We start from the raw sequence: 25,304 nt of genomic DNA, 5'->3' as shown, positions 1-25,304 counted from the left end.
CAGTGAACTGCCGGGCGGGATAGCGGATCCGTAGCCGGGCTACGGGCCGTAGTCCGGCTACGGGTCAGATGATCTGCACGCCCGCGCGGGCGGCGAAGTCCCGAACGCCGGGAAGCTTGCGGTCGTGCCGCAGCAGGCCTGTGGCGAGGTCGCGCACGGCGCCCCTGCGGACCTCTTGCGGAGCGGCCTCCTCGGCAGCGAGCAGGGCCCGGTAGCACTGCTCGGGCTTGCCACACTGGTCGAACGCGCGGGCCACGTCGGTGAAGAAGCGGGCCTGCCGCTCGGCGGTCGGCAGCGTGGCGGGGTCGATGGTGGCGGCCATCTCGATCGCTCGTCCGGCGTCGCCGAGCTCGTAGTGCACCGACAGCTCGTGCAGGGCGACGCCCTGGACCCCGTCCAGTAGGCCGGAGGACCGGCTCGCTGCGGCGGCGCTGTCGGTGGCTTCCCGGATCAGGGCGTGCGCGTAGGAGCGGTCGCCGGACTTCGCGGCGGTGTAGGCGGCGGTGGCGTACAGCTCTCCGCGGGTGGCCAGCCGGGCGGTCTCGGAGACGGAAGCATCGGCGAGGAGGTCTTCGGCGGCGACCACCACGATGTCGGTGGCGCGGGCAAGGCTGCCCTGGCGACGCCAGGAACTGGAGACCATGCGCTGGGCCTCCGCGGTGACCAGCGGGTCTCCACCCAGCCGGGCAGCGGTCAGCGCGCGGTCTGCGGTGATGGCCACCAGGTTGTTGGTGCCGACTTTGATGCACAGCCGGACGGCGATGTTGTAGAGCCGGGCGACGTTGCGGGCCCGCTCCTCCGCCGGGCCGACCATTTCGGCGGCGGCGATCCGACCGGGCAGGGCACGGGCCAGGAGGTCGTACTGAGCCGCCTTGAACTCCCGGCGTGACGTCACCAGCGAAGCGGCGACCGTCTCCTGGGACGGCTCACGGCGGGGAGACGGAATCCGGCCGGCCCCGTACAGGAGAAGGTCCTCCAGATCGGCCAGCGAGGCCTTCTCCTCGGCGCGCGCGGCCTGCTGACCGACGGCCGGAGCGAAGAGGGCGGCAGCCGCCAGGGTCAGGAACGGGCGGCGTCGCACATCGTCCTCCTCAGCAGCGGAAGTGCTCGTCAGCGTAGCGGAGCCAGGCTTTCGCGGACGTGATCTCGCCCGCTCGGCGGCCGGCTGCGGCAACGCGATCAGCTCCGCTAGGTCGACACCCAGCACCTCGGCGAAACGCTGCAGGAGCGTCAAATCCTTGACCTGCTGCATGTCCCGCTCGACCAGGGACATCCAGTCCTCGCTGCGACCGACCTCAGCGGCCAGCCGGAGCTGGGTCCACCCCAGAACCGACCGGCGGAGTGAGATGAACGCGCCGAACGTGCTGCTGTCTCCCACCGCAGACCCCCGCGGATCGTACCCAACCGGCTACAGGCCGCTACGGTACCCAGCTGTGATGGCCCTGTGCAGAGGAAGCCCGTGTTCGGGGCCTCCTGCCCGATCCTCCAGATAGCTGGGACCAGGGAACGACGAAGGCCCGGACCGTCGGAACGGTCCGGGCCTTCTGCCGGCGGAGGATACGAGATTCGAACTCGTGAGGGGTTGCCCCCAACACGCTTTCCAACTGTCCGTCCGGCTGCCCGGGGACGACCGCAGGAGACCTGACCTGCAGTGAAGCAGCTCGCCGACGTGGTGCTGAACGGCCCTGTACGGGGGTGAATGCAACCAAAACTGCAACCACCGCATGTGGTGCTCCGCCCGCTGCCAGGGTTGCGGCTTTGGTCGGCTCGCACCAAGCCCGTTGGTGCGCCTGGTGCCACAGATGTACATCTGCTACGTTCATTGCATGACTGAGCCGGTGATTGCATCCATGGCCGAGGTCCGGAGCCATCTCGCGGACGTTCTCGACCGTGCCCGTCGGGACGAGACTCCGACCATCATCACTCGGCGTGGCAAGCAGGAAGCCGTGGTGATCGACATCGTCGAGTACCGGCGTCTGAGTCGGCTGGCGGAGGAGGTCGAAGAGTCATGGCTCAACCGGCTGGCCGATGAGGCGGAGGCCGAAGGCCAGGAGGGATCGGTCTCACTCGAAGAGATGGCCGCCCTGCTCCGCGACCACCAGGCCTGATCCCCATGCGCCATGTGACGCGGTTCACCCCGCACGCTCAGCGGGACATGCTCAAAATTCCCCGCCCCGACGCCTTGCGGATCCTCTATCGCCTCACCGAGCTCCAGAGAGGGCTTGACGAAGGGGACACCGCCGCCTTCGATATCAAGGCCCTGCAAGGGCACAGCTCGCGGTGGCGTCTCAGGGTCGGGGACTACCGGATCGTCTACACGATCGAGGGCGCCCGACTGATCGTCTGGGTCTTGGCCCTCGGCAACCGCCGCGACGTCTACCGCAACCTGTAGCCGCCGGAGCCGCGCGCCCGGCGGCGCTACGCCTCAAGGCCGCTCTGCTCCCGCTGGCGAATCCCGGGGGCGAGCCATCTCCGACGCGGACCGAAGACGCTGGGAACGCCGAAGGCCCCGGCCGGTTTCCCGGTCGGAGCCTTCGAGCTGCCATGGCTGGCAGAGGCGGAGGATACGAGATTCGAACTCGTGAGGGTTGCCCCCAACACGCTTTCCAAATGTTCGTCCGGCCGTCCGGAGGCGGCCGTAAACGTCCTGACCTGCGTTGGAGTGGCCTGCTTTCCGGGCCCTGGACGGCGCTGAACGGGGGTGAATGCAACCAGAACTGCAACCAGGGTGGGGTGCCACTCTGGCCGCTCGCTCGCTCCCGAGCCACGTCCCGGTGGTAACCCGAGCCACGTCCCGGTGGTAAGCGGCAGACCAACAGCGCGCGCCTCCAGCACGGTCAGTGGGCGCGGACCTGTTTGGCCACGCCGGTGGTGTTGTACCGGTAGCGGGCCATCTCCTCGGTCACCCCGTAGTGCTCGGCGATCTGCGCCGGCCCCCACTGACGGCGCACCGCGCTGAGCAGCAGCGGGCGGGGCAGCATCAGGGTTCCACCGAAGGCGGTCGCCTGCTCCTCCTCGTCGGGGCGGCAGGTCCTGAAGGGCATGCCGCTGACTTCGCGGATCTCGGTGAGATCGTGCTTGAGGACGAGGTGGGAGAGCTCGTGGGCCACGTCACTGGCCCTGCGGCCCGGGGTTCGGAGCGGGTTGGTGACGACGATGTTCCTGTCGGCGATCTGGAAGGTCGCGGCGGAGAAGGCGTAGGCCTGAACCCGTTCGAGGTCTTCGAGGCGGTCGCGGGTGACGAGCTTCTCGGCGCTGACGATCTTGACCTGGAGGTGTTCGGCGAGGGCCTCGACGTCCAGAGCGTTGGTGTCGCCGAGGTGGAGTTCGCGGCGCAGCCGGAGGGCTTCTCGTTCGGCGTTGGCCTTGAAGCCTCGGGGGAGGGTCACAGTTCTCCCGCTTCGACGAGTCGTTCGAGTTCGGTGTTCATGTCGGTGAGCAGGTCGGCGAGCCGCTGGGGGACGCCGGGGCGCAGTACCGAGGCGGCGCGGAGGTGGCAGGCGAGGGCGGGGACGGCGGGGACCGCTTCCTTGGCGAGGGCGTCGTAGAGGTCTCGCAGGACGGAGCTGATCTTGTTCGCCGCGTCGCCAGTGAGCCGGGGGTCGGCATGGAGGTGGGTGATGGCCTGGTCGAGAGGTGAGATCCGGCGAGTCGCGGTCGGGGCGAAGAAGCGGCTCGGCGGGACGCCGAGCCAGGCGCAGAGGCGGGTGAAGGTGGCGAGGTCGGGCTGGGCTCCGGCTTCGACTCGGGTGAGGGTACTGAAGCTGACGCCCGCCTCGGCGGCGGCCTGCCGAAGGGACAGGGGGCCGCGGCGCTCCTTGAGGAGACGCCCGAGTTCGGCGATGTCGAACTGTTCGACAGCGTCCGGCCCGCTTGTTTCAAGGTCTGGGAGGGGGAGCTGGCTCCGGTCGGGGCTCATACGGGCAGCTTAGCGCTCACCAATATGGCGATGAAGCTTGACTGCATCACTCCCAGGTGATCACACTGAGTCCAGCCACTGGTGACCCAGTGACGCTTTGCTGAATCAATGGAGCTTTCCTTCAACGCTCCGAACGACCAAGGAGATCAACATGCCTCAGCCCAACACCGTCAAGACCACGGTGACCTCCTCCCTCGCCGGGCACCCTTACCAGCACGACTACGCCCCGCAGGTGACCGCCGCGGCCGTTCTGTCCGACGCCATGGCCGACTTCGGCTTCACCAGCGACGGCACCACCACCTACTACCTATTCCACGACGGGCACGAGGTCCCGCCCGAGGCGACGGTGGGCGAGCTGGCCGGGCACGCCAAGGCCCTGCACCTGGGCCTCCGCACCAAGACCACCAACGGCTGAGGCCCGGGAGTCAGTCGTGGATCTCGAGAGCCGTCTGCGGCTGGCGGGCGACGTCCCGGCGGTCGAGGAGTTCCTCGCCTTGACCGCCGGCCATCTCCACCGCCGCGACCAGGACCCCGACGGCCTGTTCTGGGCCGAGGTTCAGCCGAGCAACGGCGAGCGCGCGGCGTTCGTCGCCCGGATCGAGTGGACGGTCTACCCACACCGGCCGCCCTCCCTCGTCTTCGTCGAGTCGGTCGGCACCCCCACGACCGGGGAGCCCCGTCTCTGGCCGGCAGCGGAGGGCTACCGCTGCGGCCCCAACGACGTGTGCAAGCCGTTCACCGCCGAGGGCCAGCAGCTCCACCCCGAGTGGGGTACCGGGCCGCACGCCTGGCGCAGCACCGGCAACCCCTTCCTGTACGTGGTGGAGAACGTGCAGGGCGACATCGACCGTGTTGACGGGAGGCGTGCCGGATGAGCGCCGACACGAGGAGCCTGATCCTGCCGGCTGGCGCGGTCGACCCGGTGCTCCGGGAGATCCGGCGCCACGGGATGGCCGACCGGGAGACCGGCGCGCTGCTGCTGACTGGGCCGGCGGAGATGGACGTCCTGGTCGTGGCGGTGGCCGGGACGGCGGGGATCGTGCGGGGCCCGGGGCTGTTCACGGTCAGTGCCGTCGCGTACGACCGGCTGTTCACCTTCGCCGAGGAGCGGTCCTACCGGACACGGGCGATGATCCACTCGCACCCGGAGGAGGCTTTCCTGTCGCGGACCGACCACCTGTACTCGCTGCGGGTGCCGGGGTTCGTCAGCGCAGTCGTCCCGAACTATGCGGCGCCGCCCGCCGACCCGGCGTCCTGGGGGTGGTGGCGTTTCGACCGGGACTGGGTGCCCTGCGCCGCCGCGGTCGTCGATGGCGCGCTGCCCCCGGTGCTGACGGTGCTGTTCGACGAGGAGGGCGTCCGTGCGTACTGACTACAGCCGCAGCGTGCGCCTGGGCGGCCTGGCCGCCGGCGTGGACGAAACCACCCTGCGGGAGCGGATGGCGGGCAGCCCCATCCACTTGACCGCAGACGGGCGCCTGCCCGCGGTCGCCGAGACCCTCGAGGTGCTGGTGGGCGACCTGCGCCGGTGGCCGGTCCCGCTGAGCCTGGAGCCCGGCCGCGGACCGGGGCGGCTCGACGACACCCTCGTCCACCGACTGGTGGAGACCGCGGCCGGGATCGACCCGGACCGGCCGCTTCGCATCGGCGAGGCCCCGGGTGGAGCGCCGCTGCGTCTGCACGTGGGTACCGAACCGCCGCCGGACGTCGCGGTGGCCGGGGCGCCGGACGGGCACGGGGCCCGACTTCGGCGCGCCGGACATGCCTTCCCCAGGCTCAACGCGCCCGGCACCGGGCTGGGCGCGGTCCTCACTGCGGCGATGCTGGCCGGCGAGGCGTTCAAGGTCGTCGCCGGGCTGCCGGAGGGGAAGTTCCAGGCCACCCCGGTGGTGGACTTCTGCCCTGTCCTGCCCGGCGAGCAGCCCGGGACCGCCGTCGCCCCGCCGCCCGCGCTGGAGGGGATCATGCTGGGCGGTGGCGGCGCGATCGGCACCGGCATCGCCCTGGTCCTGGACCTGCTGCGGGTCTCCGGCGAGCTGACGGTGGTGGACAGGGAGGTCTTCGAGAAGCCGAACGTCACCTCCTACAGCATCGGCACCCTGACCGACGCGGCCGCGCTCCTGCCGAAGGTGCGGCTGATCGACGCGCGCCTGCGGCGGATCGAGGTGACCCCGTTCCACGGCACGATCCAGGACGCCATCGAGGCCGTCGACGCCGGCACCCTGCCGTGGCCCCGGACCGTCCTCGGCGGACTGGACAGTGTCGGTGCCAGGCACGACCTGCAGCGCCTGCACGCCGACCTCACCCTGGACGGCAGCACCGGCGGCCCCGTCGGCACCACCGTCGCCCTGCACGAGGCACTGCCCACCGGCCCCTGCCTGTGCTGCTACTACAAGGCCGACCACTCCGGGAAAAGTGCGGAACAACGACTCCACGAACTGACCGGACTCCCGCTCACGCGGATCGCCCGCGGCCAGCAACCACTGACCGAACAGGACCTGGAAGGCCTGGACGACCAACAGCGGCAGCTCGTACGGCCACTCCTCGGCCGACTGGTGTGCGGGCTGATCAACTCCACGGAACTGGGCGGCGGAACGAACGACACCTTCCGGCCCTCGGCCGCATTCGTGGCCCAGCAAGCCGCATGCCTGGTCGTCGGCGCCTGGATCGCCCGCAGCACGGGCCTGATCACCGGCCCCGTGCGGCGCATCGAGTACGACACCCGCTTCGGCCCCCGGCCCGACCAGATGACCGACCATTGGGCCCCTGTTCCCGGATGCGCGTGCCAGAAGGACGCCGACCTCATCAGACACGTCCGAAAAACCCGGCGCACGCGCGGTTGACGCCGAGCTCAACGGCTGTCGGCTGTGTCCAATCAGCAAGGGTGCCTTCCGTTGTGACCGCCCCGACTGGACTTGCAGCTTTGGGCTCCGCGTGGTGGGTGAACGCCGTCCGTCGCCGACCGAGCTCCGCTAGCCTGCTTCAGGTGACGGAAGCGATGAACGACGCTACGTGTGGCTCGCGCTACAGCATCGTCGACGAGGACCTGGTGGTCCTCGGTAAGACCTTTGGGCTCGGTGAGATTCAGGCGTGCCGCTTCCTGCCCAACGGCCTCATGAACGGCAACTGGCGGCTGGAGACGGCCGAGGGCGCGTTCGCGCTGAAGCGGATCATGGATGTGCCGCTGCCGCTCGCCCGCCGCAACCTCGCGGTCCTGTCCGAGCTGGTCGACGCCGGAATCCCGGTCGGGCGGCCCATGGCCACCCCCTCCGGGGAGACCGTGGCGGAGGTCGCGGGTCGCGGCTACTGCCTGATCCCCTGGCTGGAAGGCGGCCACCGACCGGGGACGGAACTCACCCTGGACCAGGCCGGAGACCTTGGTGTCCTGCTCGGGCAGATCCACCGGAGCCTGAACGACGAGCGGACACAGGGCCAGACTTCGTACGCTGTGCCGTCGTCGTCGAAGGCTGGCAGATCGATGGACCCGACCGGAGCCGTGTAACCGACCTGCGGTTTCGATGGGTGAGTCACGGAGGCAGTATCCCCTGCGTCGCCCAATTGGCGGACGGTGGCATGGCGAAAGATGCATGCTGGCGCTTCAACCGATCCAGATGCCGCCCGGTGAAACCCGGCGCGCGAGGCGGCGGCCGGCGACGCTGACTGGCCACGACCAGGACACGTCGGTGACCTGGCACCCGAAGTCGTCGGCGAGGGCTTGTACGAGTTTGGCGCCAACGCCCTGTCGGCGATAGGAGTCCGCCACCCAGATCAGGTCGATGAGCGGGCGCAGAGTGCCGTCCTCGTCTCCGAACTCGGAGCCGTCGAGATCCCAGCGGCGGTGCTGGCTGGTGTCGCGAGCGGCCAGGTAGCCGATGACGTAGTTGTTGGCCTTCAGCAGGTACGCCCGTACGTTCTCTGGGGTCTTCCTGGGCTCAGCAAGGTCGGACCATGAGTTGAAGTCGTAGTGGTTCTCCCGCTGCGGCATCCGCCCCACCTGGTGGGTCAGCTTCCGCCAAGCGATCGGCGATTCCGTCGTTACGACGGCCAAGTCGGCCCACCACTCCAGGTTCTTGGGCGCCCGGATGCCGAGTGCCCACGCCGCATGGTGGGAGGCGTGCTCCTTGCCGCCGTCCCAGTCGCCCCGAAGGCTCATGCCACAGGGGCACTTGCCGCCGTCGGGGGTCTCCACGGGGCGGAACTGGACAGGAACAGCGCCGTAACTGAGATTCTGATCTCTGCCGCCCACCCAAGGTCGGAGTGGCGCGCCGTCCCGCTCGACGTACCCACTCCATCGGTCTTCCCACTCGGGGTATCGCTCGGGAAACCATTCCCGCTTCGCCTTCTCCGAAGGCGGAAGCGTCGGGCGAACCCACACACTCCCCGGGGTTGCGCGCCCGTTGAGTCGCAGTCCACGCGCCTTGGCCTTGCCTCGTAGGAAACGCAGGAACGCTCCGGGCGGCGAGGTGAAGTCGATGCCGCGGACCAGCTCCCGCTCGCCGGGGGCGAGCCAGTCATCGACGGGGAGCGCCAGCCGGTCGGCAAGGGCGTGAAGTCCGCTGTAGTCGTGGTCGAGCTCAGCAACACGCAGCGCTTCGACCACCGCCCCAACCTGGGAAAACTGAACGTACAAGATGATCCAGCGCGGACCGTCACCCCATGTGAAGTTGCCTGAATACCCGTCGTACCAGATGTGGTTGATAGAGGCGTCACGCGCCCTATCAACGGCCTCCGTGTAGGCGGCGGGCAGATCGGGAGCATCTCCCCGCAGCGTTGTGGCATCGACGTACCCGTCACGGTTGAGTTCGACGGTGGCGTACCAGCGGTAGGACCGGACATGGATCTTCCGGGTCCGGGGGTCGCGTCGATCGGAGTCGAGATAGATCGTTCGCTCAGTCATGCGCTCTGTTCCTCGTCAGGCGCTCCCGCGCTCGGCTGCTCGTTGGAATACGGCCTGCCACTCTCGTCCGTGATCGTGGCGTGTGAAGCTGGCTGGACCTCAAGGCGGAGCATGGGCCAGGGAGTGCCCTCCTGGCCGGAGGCATCGGTCAGGAGCATGTGGCGGACGAAGGCGCCCACCAGGAAGCTGCGCTCGGCGAGCTTGCTCAGGTAGCTCTGCAACCCCTTCTCGGCGTCGCGGTTCTCGCGCACACTGTGCAGCTCAGCTGCAATGTCGCAGTAGCCCTGGACCAAGCCCAGGAAATCCAGGATGAGGTCTTCATCCTCCTCGGGGAGACCGTCCGGCAGCGCGTACTCGAACGTAACGCCGGACTTGATCATGTTCCACAGCGGGTTGCCGCGGGTGATCAGCTTCAGGACCCGAGGCTGGGGGAACGCCGGGTCGGGCACCAGCCTCAGCCGGCCTGGCGTGGCCTCGCCGAGAGAGCGCGTCCATGCGGCATGCTTGGCTTTGATCTCGCGCAGTAGATCCACCGTGAAGTGGCCTGGCTGGTCATCGACTTGCTTGTGATGCTTGCTGCACAGCAGGACCAGGTTCGTATGGCTATCGATGGACGCGTCGTCCAACACGCCAGCTCTCGGTCCGCCCTTCGAGCGGGCGACTATGTGGGCCTCCTCGCCGAAGACCGAAGGGTCATCGCAGTCGGTCCCAGGTGTCACCACCTGCACCCGGCAGATCGCGCACCTGCCGCCTGCTTCACACCAGATGATCTTGCGGGTCTTTTCGGACACGGCCATGGATTGCACCCTGCCAGAGGGGCGGTGCCAGGCGGGCGCGAATGCGATGGCTTGGCCAGAGGGGCCGTCAGTTGGATGCGGTCGTGTAGCCGCCGCATCCGCTGGATCCCGGCAACTGCAACCAAAACTGCAACCACGGAACGACGAAGGCCCCGACTGCGATGCAGTCGGGGCCTTCGTTATGGCTGGTGAGCCATGGCGGAGGATACGAGATTCGAACTCGTGAGGGGTTGCCCCCAACACGCTTTCCAAGCGTGCGCCCTAGGCCTCTAGGCGAATCCTCCGTGGGAGAGCTTAGTACATGTTCGGGGGTGGTTGCGACCACGTATGTCGAGGGTGGTCCGGGGGTGTGGCCTGCGGATCGCGGAGCGGGGGCGGGGAGGGTGGGTGGTGGAGGACGGGGGCCGGGATCCGGTAGTGTGGGTGTCAGCCCCTCGTGTGGCGTTATCTCTCTGAACCCCCCCAGGGCCGGAAGGCAGCAAGGGTAGGAGGGCTCTGGCGGGTGCGCGGGGGGTCTTTGCGTTCCCGGGGGCGGGCGGGGGCCGTTGAGGGGCGACGCGTTTGTCGGCTCGTCCCGATATCGTCGGTGGTGTGTCCCTAGCCCTGTACCGCCGCTATCGCCCCGAGACTTTCGCCGAGGTCATCGGGCAGGAGCACGTGACCGCTCCGCTCCAGCAGGCCCTGCGCAACAACAGGGTCAACCACGCCTACCTGTTCAGCGGCCCGCGCGGCTGCGGGAAGACGACGAGCGCGCGCATCCTGGCCCGCTGCCTGAACTGCGCGCAGGGGCCGACGCCGACGCCGTGCGGTGAGTGCCAGTCCTGCCGTGACCTGGCGACGGGCGGGCCCGGTTCGATCGACGTCATCGAGATCGACGCCGCCTCGCACGGTGGTGTGGACGATGCCCGTGAGCTGCGGGAGCGCGCGTTCTTCGCGCCGGTGCACAGCAGGTACAAGATCTTCATCCTGGACGAGGCGCACATGGTGACCTCGGCCGGCTTCAACGCGCTGCTGAAGGTGGTGGAGGAGCCGCCGGAGCACCTCAAGTTCATCTTCGCGACCACGGAGCCGGAGAAGGTGATCGGGACGATCCGCTCCCGGACGCACCACTACCCGTTCCGGCTGGTGCCGCCCGGCACGCTGCGCGACTACCTGGCGGAGGTCTGCGGCCGGGAGCGGATCCAGGTGGAGGACTCCGTCTTCCCGCTGGTGGTCCGGGCCGGGGCCGGGTCGGTGCGTGACTCGATGTCGGTGATGGACCAGCTGCTCGCGGGTGCGACCGAGGGCGGTGTGACCTACCAGATGGCCACCGCGCTGCTCGGGTACACGGACTCCGCGCTGCTGGACGAGGTGGTGGACGCCTTCGCGGGGCAGGACGGCGCGACGGTGTTCCAGGTGATCGACCGGGTGGTCGAGGGCGGGCACGATCCGCGCCGGTTCGTGACGGACCTGCTGGAGCGGCTCCGGGACCTGGTGATCCTGGCCACGGTGCCGGACGCCGGGGCGAAGGGGCTGATCGACGCCCCGGCGGACCGGGTCGCGGTGATGCAGGCGCAGGCGGACGCGTTCGGCGCGGCCGAGCTCAGCCGGGCCGCGGACATCGTCAACACCGGGCTGACCGAGATGCGCGGGAACGCGGCGCCCCGGCTGCAGCTGGAGCTGATCTGCGCCCGGGTGATGCTGCCGGGCGCGTACAGCGACGAGCTGTCGTTGCAGGCGCGGCTGGACAAGCTGGAGCGCCGGGCGGCCACCGGCGGCTTCGCGGCCCCGATGCAGGCTCCCGCCATGCAAACTCCCGCCATGCAGGCTCCCGCCATGCAGCCCCCGATGCAGACCCCTGTGATGCACGCGCCTGTCCTGCAGGCTCCCGCCGTGCAGGCCCCACAGGCGGAGGCCGTCCCGGTGCAGGCGCCGGCAGCGCCCGCGGCCCCGGCGCAGGAGGCCGCCGCGCCGGCAGCGCCCGCGCCGGGTGCGTGGCCGATCCCGCGCAGCTTCTCCCCGGGCGGGGGTGCGCCCGCCCCGGTGGCGGCGCCGCCCGTGCAGCAGGCTCCCGCGCCCGTCCAGGCCGCCCCGGTGGCCGCGCCCGCCCCCGCTGCGGCCGCCGCGGCCGGCGGCGGGCAGCCGTCGGGCGCCGCCCAGCAGGGGGCCGGGCAGGTCCGGCAGATGTGGCCGCAGATCCTGGAGGCGGTGAAGAACCGCCGCCGCTTCACCTGGATCCTGCTCAGCCAGAACGGCCAGGTGGCCGGGTTCGACGGCAGCGTGCTCCAGGTGTCCTTCATCAACGCGGGCGCGCGGGACAGCTTCGTCAGCAGCAACAGCGACGACGTACTGCGCCAGGCGCTGGCGGACGCGCTCGGTGTGGACTGGCGGATCGAGTGCATCATCGACCCGTCGGGCGGCTCCGGAGGGACCGGCGGCGCCGGCGGCGGGAATCCCGGCGGCAGCGGCTCCGGCAACCCGGGCAGCCCCGGTGGTTCCACCGGCGGCTGGGGCGCCCCACCGGCGCGTCCGGCGGCGCCCGCGCCTGCGGTTCAGGCCGCCGCCCCGGCGCCCGTACCGGCGCCCGCGCCGATGGCCACGCCCCCCGCGATGCCGCCCGCGCCGGTACCTCCGCCGGTGCAGGCCCCGTCGGCTCCGCCGGCCGGGCGCCCGGCGCAGTCGGTCGCGCTGGAGGACGACATCCCGGAGGAGGACGACCCGGAGCTCAAGGAGGAGACGTTCTCCGGCCAGGAGCTGATCATCCGCGAGCTGGGCGCGACGGTGCTGCAGGAGATCCGCCACGGCGGGAACTGACCGGCGGACGGGCGGCGCGCCGGCAGGGGGCGGCCGGCGAGTCGGCGGCCCGATCGGGACCCGGCCGGTGACCGATCGGACGCCCGGCACCGGTAGCACGTAGGCTCGGTGCGACGACGCGGCGACGTCCGCGCGACGCCGGGCAGGCACGGCCGGCGGCGCGGTCGGCGCAGGCGTGCCAGGACGAAGCGAAGCACGACGGACGCAGAACGCAAGGAGTGAGCCGTGTTCCCCGGTGGTGGCCAGCCCAACATGCAGCAGCTGCTCAAGCAGGCGCAGAAGATGCAGCAGGACCTCGCCCAGGCGCAGCAGGAGCTGGCCGAGACGAAGGTGAACGGTTCGGCGGGCGGTGGCCTGGTCGAGGCCACCGTGACCGGCGCCGGTGAGCTGGTGGCCCTGGCCATCGCGCCGGCCGCCGTCGACCCGGAGGACACCGAGACCCTGGCCGACCTGATCCTCGCGGCCGTCCGGGACGCCAACCAGGCGGCGCAGAAGCTGCAGGCCGAGCGGATGGGCCCGCTGACCCAGGGCCTGGGCGGCGGCGGAATCCCCGGTCTGCCGTTCTGACCTGGTCGGATGGCCGAATCGGGGCGGAAAGACCGAAGTCATGAAGGTCTGAAGTTCGGATAACAGACCTGTGTGATTTATGCGGGAGTAGGGCGTCGGGCGGTGTGCCCGGCGCCCGATTCGTTGGATGATGGCACCGGGACATCGGGCAACCGGTGCACCACAGACCCCTGAGGGAAGGCGCGACGTGTACGAGGGCGTGGTTCAGGACCTGATCGACGAACTGGGCAGGCTGCCCGGCGTCGGGCCCAAGAGCGCGCAGCGGATCGCCTTCCACATCCTGCAGGCAGACCCCACCGACGTCCGCCGGCTGGCGCACTCGTTGCTGGAGGTCAAGGACAAGGTCCGGTTCTGCGCGACCTGCGGCAATGTCGCGGAGGCCGAGCAGTGCCGGGTCTGTCTCGACCCGCGCCGCGACCTCGCGGTGGTCTGCGTGGTCGAGGAGCCCAAGGACGTCGTCGCGATCGAGCGCACCCGCGAGTTCCGCGGCCGGTACCACGTACTGGGCGGCGCGATCAGCCCGATCGAGGGCGTCGGCCCGGACGACCTGCGGATCCGCGAGCTGCTGGCGCGCCTCGCGGACGGCACGGTCACCGAGCTGATCCTGGCCACCGACCCCAACCTGGAGGGGGAGGCGACCGCCACCTATCTGGCCCGGCTCTGCAAGCCGATGGGCCTGAAGGTGACCCGGCTGGCGAGCGGTCTGCCCGTCGGCGGGGATCTGGAGTACGCGGACGAAGTGACCCTCGGCCGCGCCTTCGAAGGGAGACGACTGCTCGATGTCTGACCGGACGATCAACCAGCAGCCCCACACGCCCCACCAGGCAGGCCCGCAGCAGGACCGGCCCGCCCCGCACGTCCATGCGCACGGCTCGGAGCCGGACGACTTCGCGGTGCAGATCGCGGACTCGGTGGAGAGCTTCGTACTCGCCGTCACCGAGGTCGCCAAGGGCGACGAGCCCGGCAGCGCCGTCTCGCTGCTCCTCCTGGAGGTCTCGCAGCTGCTGCTGGCCGGCGGTCGGCTCGGCGCGATCGAGGACGTCGTCCCGGAGGACCGCTTCGAGCCCGACACCGGTCCGGAGCCGGACAGCGAGCAGCTGCGCGAGCGGCTGGCCGTGCTCCTCGCGCCGATCGACGTCTACCACGAGGTCTTCGACCCGTACGGGCCGCCGGAGAAGCCGAACGCCTTCCGGATCTCGGACGACCTGGCCGGCGTGGTCAGCGAGCTCCAGCACGGGCTCACCCACTACCGCGAGGGGCGGGTCAGCGAGGCGCTCTGGTGGTGGCAGTTCTCGTACCTCTCCAACTGGGGCACGACCTGCTCGGCGGTGCTGCGGGCGCTGCAGTCGCTGATCGCCCACGTCCGGCTGGACAGCCCGATCGGGGCGGTGCCGGACGGTGCGGACACCGACGACGACGGGCTCACCGACGAGCAGCTGGAACAGCAGGCCGGCGACCTGATGGCGGCCGAGCTGGGCCTGGGCCGGTAGCAGACCGGGCAGCCGTACGACGGGCGGCACGAGCAGTGCGGGCAGCACAGGCGCACGGTGACGGGCAGCCCCGGAGGCGGCAACGGGCGGGAACGGACTGTGACGGACGCCTCAGGGATTCCGGTGGAAGGGAAAACCCCGGGGCCGCCGTCCGTTCGTCCGCCGATTCTCCGGGGCCGCACCGGAAAGCCCGCAGACCTGCCGGTCGCCACCTCCGAACCGCCGCCCACCTGCTGAAACGGGCATCTCACCATGTGGAAAGCGGCAGTCGCGGCACCCCCGCTCGGTAGACTGGCGCGGACCGCACAACCCCCGCCACCCGGGGGTGCGGGGGCCCAGAGCCCCCGGAAACGACACAAGTCGAGGAGCGCACGTGGGCCTTGTCGTGCAGAAGTACGGCGGCTCATCCGTTGCGGATGCCGAGGGCATCAAGCGCGTGGCCCGTCGAATCGTTGACGCCAAGAAGGCCGGCCATGAGGTCGTCGTCGTGGTGTCCGCGATGGGCGACACGACGGACGAGCTCATCGAACTCGCGGAGCAGGTGTCACCCCTCCCTGCCGGCCGTGAGTTCGACATGCTGCTGACCGCTGGAGAGCGCATCTCCATGGCGCTGCTGGCCATGGCGATCAAATCCCTGGGTCACGAGGCCCAGTCCTTCACGGGCAGCCAGGCCGGTGTCATCACCGACTCCGTCCACAACAAGGCGCGCATCATCGACGTGACGCCGGGCCGCATCCGCACCGCCCTGGACGAGGGCAACATCGCGATCGTGGCCGGTTTCCAGGGCGTCTCGCAGACCGGCAAGGACATCACCACGCTCGGTCGCGGGGGCTCGGACACCACCGCCGTCGCCCTCGCCGCGGCCCTCCGGGCCGAGGTCTGCGAGATCTACACCGACGTGGACGGCGTGTTCACCGCCGACCCGCGCGTGGTGAAGAAGGCCCGCAAGATCGACTGGATCGCCTACGAGGACATGCTGGAGCTGGCCTCGTCCGGCTCCAAGGTGCTGCTCGACCGCTGCGTGGAGTACGCGCGGCGCTACAACATCCCGATTCACGTACGCTCGTCCTTCTCGGGTCTTCCCGGGACGATCGTCAGCAACGACAACCCGAACCAGCCCGAAGGGGGCGAGATGGAGCAGGCCATCATCTCCGGAGTCGCCCACGACACTTCCGAGGCCAAGGTCACGGTCGTCGGCGTGCCGGACAAGCCGGGCGAGGCGGCGCGCATCTTCCGCGCCATCGCCGACGCCGAGGTCAACATCGACATGGTGGTGCAGAACGTCTCGGCCGCCGCGACCGGGCTGACCGACATCTCCTTCACGCTGCCGAAGACCGAGGGCCAGAAGGCCATCGACGCGCTCGGCCGGGTCAAGGAGGGCATCGGCTACGAGTCGCTGCGCTACGACGACGCGATCGGCAAGATCTCCCTGGTCGGCGCCGGCATGCGCTCCAACCCGGGGGTCACCGCGACCTTCTTCGAGGCGCTCTCCGAGGCCGGCGTCAACATCGAGCTGATCTCCACCTCGGAGATCCGCATCTCGGTCGTCACTCGGGCCGACGACGTCAACGAGGCCGTGCGCGCCGTCCACAGCGCCTTCGGGCTGGACAGCGAGTCGGACGAGGCGGTCGTCTACGGAGGCACCGGGCGATGACCCGCCGGCCGAACCTCGCCGTCGTCGGCGCCACCGGCGCGGTCGGCGAGGTGCTGCTCGGCCTGCTCTCCCTCCGTCAGGACATCTGGGGCGAGGTGCGCCTCGTCGCCTCCCCGCGCTCGGCCGGCCGCAAGCTGACCGTGCGCGGGGAGTCCGTCGAGGTGCTCCCGCTCACCGAGGAGGCCTTCGAGGGGATCGACGTCGCGCTGTTCGACGTGCCCGACGAGGTCTCCGCCCGGTGGGCACCGATCGCCGCCGCCAAGGGCGTCGTGGTGGTCGACAACTCCGGCGCTTTCCGGATGGACGGGGACGTCCCGCTGGTCGTTCCCGAGGTCAACGCGGCGGCGGCCCGGATGCGGCCGCGCGGCATCGTGGCCGGTCCCAACTGCTCCACGCTGGCGATGATCGCCGCGATCGGCGCGCTGCACGCCGAGTACGGGCTCAGCGAACTGGTGGTCGCCTCCTACCAGGCGGCCTCCGGTGAGGGCCGCTCCGGGGTGGACGCGCTGCGCGCCCAGGTCGCGCTGGTGGCGGGCACCGAGGTCGGCGAGCAGACCGGCGACCTGCGTGCCGTGATCGCCGACAACGGCCCGTTCGCCGCCCCGCTGGCGCTCAACGCGGTGCCCTGGGCGGGCGCGCTGATGGACGGCGGCTGGTCGTCCGAGGAGCTGAAGCTCCGCGACGAGTCGCGCAAGATCCTCGGCCTGCCGGCCCTGCGGGTCTCCGCGACCTGCGTCCGCATCCCGGTGGTGCGCACCCACGCGCTGGCCGTGCACGCGGTCTTCGAGCGCGAGGTCACCCAGGAGCACGCCCAGCAGATCCTCCGTGACGCCCCCGGCGTGGTGCTGTACGACGATCCGGCGGCCGGCGAGTTCCCCACCCCGAACGACGTGGTCGGCACCGATCCGGTCTGGGTCGGGCGGGTGCGGCGGGCGCTGGACGACCCGGCGGCGCTGGACCTGTTCCTCTGCGGTGACAACCTGCGCAAGGGCGCGGCGCTCAACGCCCTGCAGATCGCCGAGCTGGTGGCGGGCGAACTCCTCGTCTGACGCGCCGTGGGCCGGGGCGGGGCGCGAGGCTCCTGACGGGCGGGGCCGGGTGGCGTCGGACGACGCGGGGGCCGGATGAACCGTCGGAACGGAACCGACCGTGAGACCGGTAGGGGCCGGGGACGGGAATGGATCGTGTCCCTCCGTAAGGCTCCAAGGATCGGAGCGGGGCCGGGGCGGGACCGGACGGGCTCCGAAAGCGGCGAGAACCGTGAGACGTCGTGAGATTCCGTGCGCCTTCTGCGGTCCTTCGGAGGTCACTTGCCCAATCCGCCGGAATCCCCTGGAGCGGGCCGCCGCCCGTACGCGAGAATGTTCCGTGGGCTGGGGCAACCATGACAGGGGATCGAGTGTCCAACGGGCGTGGCGAACGTGATGGTGGGGGCAGGGGCGGGCATCTCGGCAGCGGCCGTGGTGACGTTCTCGCCGCGTGCCCAGCGACCTGCGGATAGGCCGGAAGACAGCCAGATGACGGCGGTCGCACCCGGCACGGCGGGCTCCGGCGCCGGTACCGGCGCGGGTACCAGCGAGGACCTGCTCACCGAGACGTACCAGGCCCACTACCGCTCCCTGTTGCGGCTGGCGGCGCTGCTCCTCGACGACCTCTCGACCTGCGAGGATGTGGTCCAGGAGGCGTTCATCCGGGTGCATTCGGCACGCCGCCGGGTGCGCGAGCCGGAGAAGACGCTCGCCTACCTGCGGCAGACCGTGGTCAACCTCTCCCGCTCCACGCTGCGACGGCGGATCCTCGGCCTGCGGCTGCTGCCGAAGCCGATGCCTGACATGGCCAGTGCAGAAGAAGGAGCCTACGATGCGCTGGAGCGCGACCAGTTGAAGGCCGCGCTGCGTGGTCTGCAACGTCGTCAGCGGGAGGTTCTGGTGCTCCGTTACTTCGTGGACATGACGGAGGCACAGGTCGCGGATACCTTGGGCATCTCGCTCGGCTCGGTGAAGGCCTACGGCTCGCGAGGGATCGCCGCGCTGCGGGTCCAGATGGAGGCCGGGCATGGCTGACGACCGGATCGGTACGGGCGGTGGCCCGGACGGGAACGGCCCGACGGCGAAGGGCCCGAGAGCGGACGGCCCTGACATGCGCGGTCCGAAGGCGCCCGGTCCGAAGACGCCCGGTCCTGACGCATTCGGTCCTGACGCATTCGGTCCGAAGGCGCTGGGCTCCGACGCGCTCGCCCCGAAGCCCGACGGGCCGCCCACCGACGGGCTCGACACCGACGCGCTGCTGGTCCGCGTGCTGCTGCAGCGCGCCGTGGCCGAGGTGCAGCCCGACCCCGCCGGACTGCACCGGATCCGCCGCGCGGTACCCCGGCGGCGGGCCGCCCGGCGCGGCGCCTGGACGGCGGCCGCCGCACTGGCGGTCGCGGTGGCGATCGGCCTGCCGGCCCTGCACGACGACGACCACCTCGGACTCTCCGGCGGCCCCGGCACCCCCGGCGCGTCCGGCGCGACGCCCTCGGCCACCGTCGAGGGTACGGCCGGCACCGACGCCGCGGGCCCGAACGCGCTGCCGCACCCCGAAGCCAGTGGTTCACCGGGCGCCGGCAGCCCGGCCGGCTCGACGAGCACACCGCCGCGCCCGGGAGCCAGCAGCGCCGACGCCGGGGCGGGCGCGTCCGCCCGGCCCAGCGCCTCCAGCACCGGCGGGGGCGACGACGCGCCCGTACCGCTCTGCCTCCGGGGCGACCTCGGGCAGGGGACGGCCAGGGTCGGCGCGGCCGACGGCGACGGGCGGATCTACGGGTACTTCACGGTGGTCAACACCTCCGCGCACACCTGCCGGCTCGGCGGGCCGGGCTCGGTCGCGGTGACCGGGGCCACCGGGACGGACCAGTCCCGGATCCGGGTGACCGACCACACGGCGGACGATCCGGCGACCGACCTGCCCGCCCCGCGACCGGGCGGCGGCGACGGCCCCGGGCTGCTCCTTGCACCGCAGGCCGCCTACCGGGTGGACTTCGGCTGGGTGCCGGACGGCGGCGGCTGCCGGACCGCGGGCGGCGTCTCGCCCAGTGCGACGGCCGGCCAGAGCGGTCCGGGCAGCTCCGGTTCGGGCGGCGCCCAGGCGTTGCGGTCCGGCGGACCGGGCGGCTCGGCCGCGGGCTCCGGCACGGGCGCCGTCGCCCCGGCGATCGGAGCCTCGGCGGCACCGACCGGGGCGCCCCCGGCATCCGCCACCCCGACGGCGGGCCCGACCACGGCGCCGAGCCCCTCGGCCACCCCGACCTCCGGCCCCACCGCGCCGCCGGCCGGCGTCACCCTCGCGCACACCCCGGCGCCGGGCAGCCCGAGCGCCGCCTCCGTCGTCCTGCCGGGGGCCTGCTCGGGCACGGTCTACCGCACGGCGCCGCAGGCCGTCGTGGCGCCCGCCCCGACCGGGACCTCGGCGCCGTCCACCTCGCCGTCCTCCGACTGACCCCGCCGCCGGGTGCCGGCCCGCTCGGGCGGGCCCCGGCCGCGGTGCCCGGCCCCGGTCCGGGCGGGCGTGGCGGGGGCCCCTGTGGTCGGGCGGGGTGTGAGGACTGGTTACCGTGGGGGGTGTGTACCGGTTCCTCCTCACTCCGCGCTGGCTGAGCGGCACCGCGCTGGCCGTCGCGGCCGTGGCGGTGTGCGTCTGGCTCGGCTCCTGGCAGCTCGGCCGGTTCGAGGACAAGGTCTCCTCGCACCAGGAGATCAGCAAGGCGGTGGACGACGCCGGCACGGCCGCGCCGCTCGGCGAACTGCTCGGCCCCGACCGGCCGCAGGTCACCACGGACACCGTCGGCCGGGCCGTGACGGTGTCCGGGACCTTCGACCAGGAACACCAGCTGCTCGTGCCCAACCGGGTGCTGGACGGCAAGCAGGGCTACTACGTGCTCACCCCGCTGCGCACCGACGACGGCCGGATCGTCGCGGTGGTTCGCGGCTGGGCGCCGGGCACGCCCGCCGAGGACGCGGCCGCCACGGCGCTGCCGCCGGCCGGCGAGGTCACGGTGGCCGGGCGGTTGCAGGCCGGCGAGAGCAGCGGCAGCGGCGGCGCCGTGGCCGGCGGGCTCCCGACCGGACAGCTCGGCACGATCAACAAGGCCTCGCTCGTCAACAAGCTCTCCTACGACGGCTGGTACGACGGCTGGGTGTCCTCGGACACCGTGCCGGCGGGGCTGACCCCGGTGCCGACCGTGCAGCCGCAGGGCGGCGACGGCCTCAGCCTCCGGGCGTTCCAGAACCTCGGGTACACCCTGGAGTGGTTCGTCTTCGGCGGCTTCGTCGTCTTCATGTGGTTCCGCCTGGTGCGACGCGAGGCGGAGGCCGAGCAGGACCGGGCCCTCGGGCTGGACCCGGTCCTGGAGTAGTCCCGGCCGGGGTGCGAGCGGCCGCCCGTGGCGGGTTCGGCGCTCCGGACGCCGGGCTGAGCCCTCCGGACCCAGTTCGCCGGACGCGGGGCTGAGCGCTCCGGACGCCGGGCTCAGCGTGAGGGCTTCGCCGGCGGGACGGCTGGCTTGGACGGCAGAACGGGCGCCGTCGGCACGGCCGGCGTCGGGTGCGGGGTCGCCGCGGGCGGGGACCAGGGTGTGCCGGACGGGGTCGAGGACGGCGAGACCGTCGGGGGCGGGTTGCCGCACCGGCTGCCGCCGCTCCCGCTGCCGCTGTCGTCGTCCGAGTCGTAGTGGTCGGTGTGGTGGCGGGTGCTGCGCCCGCTCTTGGAGCTCTTCGACCCCTTGGACCCGGACGACTTCGACCCGGACGACTTGGACGAGGCGAGCACGACCGCCCCGTCACCGGCGTCGGCCCGCGTGACGTCCGTGACGTCCGCACCTGAGGCACCCGACGCACCTGAGGCACCGGACGCACCCGACGCACCTGACACGCCCACCGCGACGTCGGGCGCGCGGAAGACCGCCCGGACGGCCGGGCCCCCCGCCGCCCCGGCCGCGGCCGTCGTCGCGGTGGCCGTCGCCGTCGCCGTGGCGGTCGCCGTCGGCCGGCTGGACGGCGGCAGCGGCGGCGGGCAGGCCGCGTCGCTGCCGTCCTGACCCGAGCAGCCGGTGAGCGCGAGCGCCCCGGCCACCCCCACCCCCATGAGCGTCAGCCGACGTCTCACCCCTTGCCCCCGTCGCTCGGCTCGCCCTGACCCGCCCCGGCGCTCCCCGCGCCCAGGTGCCGCCGGACGAAGTCGATCTCCAGCCGCAGCTGCTTGATCCGCTCCTCCACCACCAGCGAGCCGTGCCCGGCGTCGTACCGGTAGACCTCGTGCGGCCGGCCCAGCTGCTCCAGCCGCTCCACGTAGTTCTCGATCTGCCGGATCGGGCAGCGCGGGTCGTTCACCCCGGCGCTGATGTAGACCGGCACCCGGACCCGCTCGACGTAGGTCAGCGGCGAGGAGGCGGTCCAGCGGTCGGGCACCTCGGCCGGTGTGCCGCCGAAGAGCGTGCGGTCCAAGGACTTCAGGGCCTCCATCTCGTCGTCGTACGCCGTCAGGTAGTCGGCGACCGGGACGGCGGCGACGCCGAGGGTCCAGTTCTCCGGCTGCACGCCGAGGCCGAGCAGGGTGAGGTAGCCGCCCCACGAGCCGCCGGTGAGCACCAGCCGCTCCGGGTCGGCGAGCCCGCTCGCGACCGCCCAGGCGCGGACGGCGGCGATGTCCTCCAGCTCGATCAGGCCGACCCGCTCGTGCAGCGCGTCCGTCCAGGCCTGGCCGTAGCCGGTGGAGCCGCGGTAGTTGACCCGGACCACCGCGAAGCCGTGGTCCAGCCAGGCGGCCGGGCCGGCGGCGAAGGAGTCGCTGTCGTGGTGGGTCGGCCCGCCGTGGACGTCGAAGACGGTCGGGAACGGGCCGTCGCCGACCGGGCGCTGGACCAGCGCGTGCACCCGGCCGCCCGGGCCGTCCACCCAGACGTCCTCGACCGGTACCGAGCCCGGCGGCACCGGGCCCGGCGCCCGCAGGACGACCGTGCCGGCGGTGGACCGGACGGCGGACGGCTCGGCGGCGGAGGACCAGAGGAACTCCACCGTGCCGTCCGGGCGGGCGGTCGCGCCGCCGACGGTGCCGCGCGGGGTCTCCAGCCGGGTCAGTACCCCGGTGTCGAGGGCGTACGAGAACAGCTCGCTGCGCGCCTCGTACTCGTGCTCGACCAGCAGCGCGCGGGCGTCGGGGCGCCACTGGGCGGAGACGTCGCCGGGCAGCTCGCGGCCCTGCTCGTCGCGGAGCGCCAGCGCGGTCTCGGCCCCCGTGGCCACGTCCCAGATCATCGGCTCCCAGCGGCCGGTGCGCTGGTGGGCGACCAGCAGCCGGGTGTCGCCGTCGACCGGTGCGAAGCCGAGGCAGGCGATGCCGCGCGGCTCCGGGTGCCCGGTGACCTCGTCCAGCTCGGCGACGGTCGCGCCGTCGGCGAGCCGGACGACCCGCAGCGCCGAGTGCATCGCGTCGCCGTGCTCGGTGTGGTCGATGGCGAGCAGCGCGCTGTCGTAGCTGAGGTCGCCGATGCCGCCGTACTCCTCGTGGCGGTAGATCTCCACCGCCTCGGCCGCGCCCGGGCGGCGCAGGTGGAGGGTGGTGCCGTGCTCGTCGGTGGAGCGGCCGACCACCACCGTGCCGTCCCGGCCGAGGGCGAGGCCCGCGGAGTAGGAGGCGGCCAGGCCGGGCACGGCCTCCTCGTCGGGAGAGCCGGCGCCGTCCTCCGGGCGGCCGGCGAACGGCTGGCGGCGCCAGATCCCGAACTCGTCGCCGTCGTTGTCGTCGAACCACCAGATCCACGCGCCGTCGGGCGACAGCTCGGCGTCGGTGGTGCCGTTCGGCCGGTCGGTGACCTGCCGGTGGGTGTCGGTGGCGCGGTCCCAGGCGTACACCTCGTAGGTACCGGTCGCGTTGGACACGTACAGCGACCGGTCGGGGGCGTCCTCCGCCCAGTCCGGGAGGGAAACCCTGGCTGCCCTGAACCGCTGCTCCCACGCCGGTACGGCGCTCTTCTCCTCGCTCATCCACCCATCCAACCCGATCGGGGGGAGTGAACGGAACGGGCGGGTGGACCGGGACCGGTCCACCCGCCCTGCCGCGCTCCCCTCAGGGCGTCCGGCGGGGCAGCAACTGCACCAGGCCCACCAGCAGCAACTCCAGCACCGCCAGCGCGGCGACGCTGCGCTCCAGGGCGGTGACCGGGTCGCCGGCGCCGTAGTGGACGATCCCGATCAGCGCGATCCCGAGCGCCCCGGCGACCTGCTGCACGGTGGCCAACAGCCCCGCGGCCGACCCGACCAGCCGGGGCTCGACCGAGGCCAGCACGACGCTGGTCACCGGAGCTATCACCAGCCCCATCCCGAGACCGTCCACGAACAGGCCCGGCGCCAGCCACCAGACGCCGCCGGTCGTCCCACCGGCGTGGACGGCGAGGCCGAGCAGGCCCAGCCCGCCGGCCATCAGCAGCCCGCCGAGCGCGATCGCCTGGCGGCCGAGGCGGGCGGCGACGCGGTGCGCCGTGGTGGAGGTGAGCAGGTAGCCGGCGCCGATCGCGGTGAAGACCAGGCCGGAGCCGAGGGCGTCCAGGCCGCGGCCCTGCTGCAGGTGCAGGGCGAGCACCAGGAAGAACGACGCCTGGCCGAGCCAGAAGGCGAGTTGGGCGAGCAGCCCGGCGGCGAAGGCCCGGCTCCGGAAGAGACCGGTGTCGACCAGCGGCGTCCCGGTGTGCCGGTGCTGGTGGACGGCGAAGCCGGCGAGCAGGGCGAGGGCGGCGCCCAGGCAGAGCCAGGTCCAGAGCGGCCAGCCGGCCTCGCGGCCCTGGATCAGCGGCAGCACCAGGCCGGTCAGCGCGACGGTGACGAGCAGGACGCCCACCGGGTCCAGCCCGGGGCGGTGCGGGGCGCGGGACTCCGGCAAGCAGCGGCGGACCAGGCCCAGCGCGACCAGGCCGACCGGCAGGTTGAGCAGGAAGCAGCTGCGCCAGTCCAGGCCGAAGAGGTCCGCGCGGATCAGCGCGCCGCCGATCAGCTGGCCGAACACCGCGCCCACGCCCATCGTCAGCCCGTACATCGCGAACGCCCGGGCCTGCGCCGCACCGCTGAACGCGGTGCGCAGGATGGCCAGCACCTGCGGGCCCATCAGCGCCGCCGCCAGCCCCTGCGCGATCCGGGCGCCGACCAGGGCGGCGGCGGTCGGGGCCAGGCCGCAGCCGGCCGAGGCGAGCGTGAACAGGGCCAGGCCGAGGGCGAACACCCGGCGCCGCCCGTAGCGGTCGCCCAGCCGGCCGGCGGTGATCAGCCCGGCGGCCAGCGCCAGGGCGAAACCGGCGATCACCCACTGGACGGCGGCCGGGCCGGCGCCCAGGTCGGCCTGGACGGACGGGACGGCGACGTTCACCACGAAGACGTCGAGGGCGGTCATGAAGGTGGCGGTCAGGACGACCGGCAGCAGGCCCCGGGTGGCGGGCGCCGCGGCCCCGGCCGCAGCCCCGGCCGTGACCGTGACCGGGCTCGTGGGCAGGGCGGTGCGGGTGGGCGGGGCGGTGCTCGTAAGCAGGTCGGTACGCGTGGGCGGGGCGGTGCTCATCGCGGGCTCTCCTCGGCGGTGTCGGGAGCGGTTTCGGGAGCGGGGCGGGGGTCGGGCGTGGGTGCGCACGGGGTCGGCCGGGCGAGGGGGCGGGTGCGTCGCCCGCCCCCGTTGCCTCCTCCGGCGGCTCAGGCGCCCGGGACGCGGTCCAGGAAGCCGTACACCGAGGCGATCCGGCCGTCCGGACCGGCGACCAGCACGTCGAACCCGACCACCAGCGCCTCCCCGCCCGCCGGTCCGAGGTTCCAGGTGAACCGGGCGATGTCGTGGTGCGCGTCGACCGGACCGAGGGTGAACTCCAGGCCGGGGAACTGCGCCTGGGCCGCGCCGATCAGGGCGTCGACGCCGTCCCGGCCGGTGACGGCGGCCAGCGGGTCGGTGTAGCTGCCGTCCTCGGCCCACGCCTCGTCGACCAGCTTGCGGCGGGCGGCCGGGTCGGTCTCGTTCCAGGCGGCGAGGTAGCGCTCGGCGAGCCGGTGGAGGTCGGTCACCTGAATGTCGTTCATCGTCTTCTCCCGTGTCCTGCTGGGTGGTTCGGCGGGTCGTTCCCGCTGCTCATGAAGGTACGGACGACGCCCGGTCGGCGAATCCGTCACGGATGGGTAGG

General features: G+C 72.2%; 26 protein-coding genes, 1 tRNA gene and 1 other RNA gene. 19 read left to right on the top strand and 9 right to left on the bottom strand.

Features of this window, described 5'->3' with window-relative positions:
* Positions 1-64: 64 nt before the first annotated feature.
* Complete coding sequence (locus ACZ34W_RS30180; protein WP_465608586.1) at positions 65-1,081, bottom strand: XRE family transcriptional regulator; 1,017 nt, start codon at positions 1,079-1,081, stop codon at positions 65-67.
* 745 nt (positions 1,082-1,826) lie between these two features.
* Here ACZ34W_RS30180 and ACZ34W_RS30175 point away from each other — a divergent pair.
* Positions 1,827-2,108: a type II toxin-antitoxin system Phd/YefM family antitoxin gene (locus tag ACZ34W_RS30175; protein ID WP_465608584.1), complete on the top strand. Its 282-nt coding sequence runs from the start codon at positions 1,827-1,829 to the stop codon at positions 2,106-2,108.
* Between the two features lie 5 nt (positions 2,109-2,113).
* Positions 2,114-2,392: a type II toxin-antitoxin system RelE family toxin gene (locus ACZ34W_RS30170; protein ID WP_465608582.1), complete on the top strand. Its 279-nt coding sequence runs from the start codon at positions 2,114-2,116 to the stop codon at positions 2,390-2,392.
* Positions 2,393-2,837: 445 nt separating this feature from the next.
* Here ACZ34W_RS30170 and ACZ34W_RS30165 read toward each other — a convergent pair whose 3' ends face one another.
* Entirely contained in the window at positions 2,838-3,389 is a 552-nt protein-coding gene (locus ACZ34W_RS30165) for an ImmA/IrrE family metallo-endopeptidase (protein ID WP_465608580.1), read from the bottom strand.
* The gene (locus tag ACZ34W_RS30160) at positions 3,386-3,919 is read right to left on the bottom strand and encodes a helix-turn-helix domain-containing protein (RefSeq protein ID WP_465608578.1); all 534 of its coding nucleotides are present in this window, start codon (positions 3,917-3,919) and stop codon (positions 3,386-3,388) included. Before ACZ34W_RS30160 ends, ACZ34W_RS30165 begins: the two co-directional genes overlap by 4 nt.
* A 151-nt stretch (positions 3,920-4,070) precedes the next feature.
* On the opposite strand from ACZ34W_RS30160, the gene ACZ34W_RS30155 reads away from it, so the two are divergent.
* The 5 genes from ACZ34W_RS30155 to ACZ34W_RS30135 all read left to right on the top strand — a co-directional run bounded on the left by ACZ34W_RS30155 (position 4,071) and on the right by ACZ34W_RS30135 (position 7,421).
* A complete protein-coding gene (locus ACZ34W_RS30155) occupies positions 4,071-4,334 on the top strand; it encodes a hypothetical protein (protein WP_465608576.1) in 264 nt (87 codons plus the stop codon).
* Positions 4,335-4,350: 16 nt separating this feature from the next.
* Positions 4,351-4,794, top strand: a complete 444-nt coding sequence (locus tag ACZ34W_RS30150; RefSeq protein ID WP_465608574.1) for a hypothetical protein — start codon at positions 4,351-4,353, stop codon at positions 4,792-4,794.
* Positions 4,791-5,291 (top strand): hypothetical protein, encoded by a 501-nt coding sequence (locus tag ACZ34W_RS30145; RefSeq protein WP_465608572.1) that lies wholly within the window; start codon positions 4,791-4,793, stop codon positions 5,289-5,291. Before ACZ34W_RS30150 ends, ACZ34W_RS30145 begins: the two co-directional genes overlap by 4 nt.
* Positions 5,281-6,762 (top strand): hypothetical protein, encoded by a 1,482-nt coding sequence (locus ACZ34W_RS30140; protein WP_465608570.1) that lies wholly within the window; start codon positions 5,281-5,283, stop codon positions 6,760-6,762. The genes ACZ34W_RS30145 and ACZ34W_RS30140 overlap by 11 nt, the downstream gene beginning before the upstream one ends.
* Positions 6,763-6,905: 143 nt before the next feature.
* Positions 6,906-7,421, top strand: coding sequence for a phosphotransferase (locus ACZ34W_RS30135; protein ID WP_465608568.1), 516 nt, complete (start codon positions 6,906-6,908; stop codon positions 7,419-7,421).
* 96 nt (positions 7,422-7,517) lie between these two features.
* On the opposite strand, the gene ACZ34W_RS30130 is transcribed toward ACZ34W_RS30135, so the two are convergent.
* The 3 genes from ACZ34W_RS30130 to ACZ34W_RS30120 form a co-directional block, all read right to left on the bottom strand.
* Positions 7,518-8,816, bottom strand: a complete 1,299-nt coding sequence (locus ACZ34W_RS30130) for a GNAT family N-acetyltransferase (RefSeq protein WP_465608566.1) — start codon at positions 8,814-8,816, stop codon at positions 7,518-7,520.
* Positions 8,813-9,613, bottom strand: a complete 801-nt coding sequence (locus ACZ34W_RS30125; RefSeq protein WP_465608564.1) for an HNH endonuclease — start codon at positions 9,611-9,613, stop codon at positions 8,813-8,815. The genes ACZ34W_RS30130 and ACZ34W_RS30125 overlap by 4 nt, the downstream gene beginning before the upstream one ends.
* A gap of 196 nt (positions 9,614-9,809) precedes the next feature.
* Positions 9,810-9,897, bottom strand: a tRNA-Ser gene (locus tag ACZ34W_RS30120).
* Positions 9,898-10,038: 141 nt separating this feature from the next.
* Between ACZ34W_RS30120 and ffs the strand changes: the two genes are divergently transcribed.
* The 12 genes from ffs to ACZ34W_RS30060 all read left to right on the top strand — a co-directional run bounded on the left by ffs (position 10,039) and on the right by ACZ34W_RS30060 (position 21,191).
* Positions 10,039-10,135: signal recognition particle sRNA small type (gene ffs / locus ACZ34W_RS30115), an RNA gene on the top strand.
* Positions 10,136-10,204: 69 nt separating this feature from the next.
* Entirely contained in the window at positions 10,205-12,406 is a 2,202-nt protein-coding gene (locus tag ACZ34W_RS30110) for a DNA polymerase III subunit gamma and tau (protein ID WP_465608562.1), read from the top strand.
* Positions 12,407-12,631: 225 nt separating this feature from the next.
* Positions 12,632-12,973, top strand: coding sequence for a YbaB/EbfC family nucleoid-associated protein (locus ACZ34W_RS30105; RefSeq protein ID WP_329488611.1), 342 nt, complete (start codon positions 12,632-12,634; stop codon positions 12,971-12,973).
* Positions 12,974-13,160: 187 nt separating this feature from the next.
* A complete protein-coding gene (gene recR, locus ACZ34W_RS30100) occupies positions 13,161-13,760 on the top strand; it encodes a recombination mediator RecR (protein ID WP_465608560.1) in 600 nt (199 codons plus the stop codon).
* Entirely contained in the window at positions 13,753-14,463 is a 711-nt protein-coding gene (locus tag ACZ34W_RS30095) for a DUF5063 domain-containing protein (protein ID WP_329488607.1), read from the top strand. Before recR ends, ACZ34W_RS30095 begins: the two co-directional genes overlap by 8 nt.
* A gap of 373 nt (positions 14,464-14,836) precedes the next feature.
* Complete coding sequence (locus tag ACZ34W_RS30090) at positions 14,837-16,117, top strand: aspartate kinase (protein ID WP_329488605.1); 1,281 nt, start codon at positions 14,837-14,839, stop codon at positions 16,115-16,117.
* On the top strand, positions 16,114-17,166 hold the full coding sequence (locus ACZ34W_RS30085) for an aspartate-semialdehyde dehydrogenase (RefSeq protein WP_329488603.1): 1,053 nt from the start codon (positions 16,114-16,116) through the stop codon (positions 17,164-17,166). Before ACZ34W_RS30090 ends, ACZ34W_RS30085 begins: the two co-directional genes overlap by 4 nt.
* A gap of 468 nt (positions 17,167-17,634) precedes the next feature.
* Entirely contained in the window at positions 17,635-18,180 is a 546-nt protein-coding gene (locus tag ACZ34W_RS30080) for a SigE family RNA polymerase sigma factor (protein ID WP_329492163.1), read from the top strand.
* Complete coding sequence (locus ACZ34W_RS30075) at positions 18,173-19,594, top strand: hypothetical protein (RefSeq protein WP_465608557.1); 1,422 nt, start codon at positions 18,173-18,175, stop codon at positions 19,592-19,594. The genes ACZ34W_RS30080 and ACZ34W_RS30075 overlap by 8 nt, the downstream gene beginning before the upstream one ends.
* A 124-nt stretch (positions 19,595-19,718) precedes the next feature.
* Positions 19,719-20,510, top strand: a complete 792-nt coding sequence (locus tag ACZ34W_RS30070) for an SURF1 family protein (protein WP_329488601.1) — start codon at positions 19,719-19,721, stop codon at positions 20,508-20,510.
* Positions 20,511-20,657: 147 nt separating this feature from the next.
* The gene (locus ACZ34W_RS30065; RefSeq protein WP_465608555.1) at positions 20,658-20,825 is read left to right on the top strand and encodes a hypothetical protein; all 168 of its coding nucleotides are present in this window, start codon (positions 20,658-20,660) and stop codon (positions 20,823-20,825) included.
* An 18-nt stretch (positions 20,826-20,843) separates the two neighbouring features.
* Positions 20,844-21,191, top strand: a complete 348-nt coding sequence (locus ACZ34W_RS30060) for a hypothetical protein (RefSeq protein ID WP_465608553.1) — start codon at positions 20,844-20,846, stop codon at positions 21,189-21,191.
* A gap of 64 nt (positions 21,192-21,255) precedes the next feature.
* Here ACZ34W_RS30060 and ACZ34W_RS30055 read toward each other — a convergent pair whose 3' ends face one another.
* The 3 genes from ACZ34W_RS30055 to ACZ34W_RS30045 form a co-directional block, all read right to left on the bottom strand.
* The gene (locus ACZ34W_RS30055; protein WP_465608551.1) at positions 21,256-23,136 is read right to left on the bottom strand and encodes a S9 family peptidase; all 1,881 of its coding nucleotides are present in this window, start codon (positions 23,134-23,136) and stop codon (positions 21,256-21,258) included.
* Between the two features lie 82 nt (positions 23,137-23,218).
* Entirely contained in the window at positions 23,219-24,697 is a 1,479-nt protein-coding gene (locus tag ACZ34W_RS30050; protein ID WP_465608549.1) for an MFS transporter, read from the bottom strand.
* Positions 24,698-24,825: 128 nt separating this feature from the next.
* Positions 24,826-25,203 (bottom strand): nuclear transport factor 2 family protein, encoded by a 378-nt coding sequence (locus ACZ34W_RS30045; protein WP_352290558.1) that lies wholly within the window; start codon positions 25,201-25,203, stop codon positions 24,826-24,828.
* Positions 25,204-25,304 lie beyond the last annotated feature (101 nt).

This window comes from Kitasatospora sp. NPDC022856, from assembly GCF_055561235.1.
Note: the sequence above shows the minus strand (reverse complement) of the source record. Positions and strands in the feature narration are given on the sequence as shown.

Coding starts and splice junctions, on each gene's coding strand:
- ACZ34W_RS30175 (WP_465608584.1), top strand. CDS start 1,827: ATGACTGAGCCGGTGATTGCATCCATGGCCGAGGTCCGGAGCCATCTC.
- ACZ34W_RS30170 (WP_465608582.1), top strand. CDS start 2,114: ATGCGCCATGTGACGCGGTTCACCCCGCACGCTCAGCGGGACATGCTC.
- ACZ34W_RS30160 (WP_465608578.1), bottom strand. CDS start 3,919: ATGAGCCCCGACCGGAGCCAGCTCCCCCTCCCAGACCTTGAAACAAGC.
- ACZ34W_RS30155 (WP_465608576.1), top strand. CDS start 4,071: ATGCCTCAGCCCAACACCGTCAAGACCACGGTGACCTCCTCCCTCGCC.
- ACZ34W_RS30145 (WP_465608572.1), top strand. CDS start 4,791: ATGAGCGCCGACACGAGGAGCCTGATCCTGCCGGCTGGCGCGGTCGAC.
- ACZ34W_RS30130 (WP_465608566.1), bottom strand. CDS start 8,816: ATGACTGAGCGAACGATCTATCTCGACTCCGATCGACGCGACCCCCGG.
- ACZ34W_RS30125 (WP_465608564.1), bottom strand. CDS start 9,613: ATGGCCGTGTCCGAAAAGACCCGCAAGATCATCTGGTGTGAAGCAGGC.
- ACZ34W_RS30095 (WP_329488607.1), top strand. CDS start 13,753: ATGTCTGACCGGACGATCAACCAGCAGCCCCACACGCCCCACCAGGCA.
- ACZ34W_RS30085 (WP_329488603.1), top strand. CDS start 16,114: ATGACCCGCCGGCCGAACCTCGCCGTCGTCGGCGCCACCGGCGCGGTC.
- ACZ34W_RS30080 (WP_329492163.1), top strand. CDS start 17,635: ATGACGGCGGTCGCACCCGGCACGGCGGGCTCCGGCGCCGGTACCGGC.
- ACZ34W_RS30075 (WP_465608557.1), top strand. CDS start 18,173: ATGGCTGACGACCGGATCGGTACGGGCGGTGGCCCGGACGGGAACGGC.
- ACZ34W_RS30055 (WP_465608551.1), bottom strand. CDS start 23,136: ATGAGCGAGGAGAAGAGCGCCGTACCGGCGTGGGAGCAGCGGTTCAGG.
- ACZ34W_RS30050 (WP_465608549.1), bottom strand. CDS start 24,697: ATGAGCACCGCCCCGCCCACGCGTACCGACCTGCTTACGAGCACCGCC.
- ACZ34W_RS30045 (WP_352290558.1), bottom strand. CDS start 25,203: ATGAACGACATTCAGGTGACCGACCTCCACCGGCTCGCCGAGCGCTAC.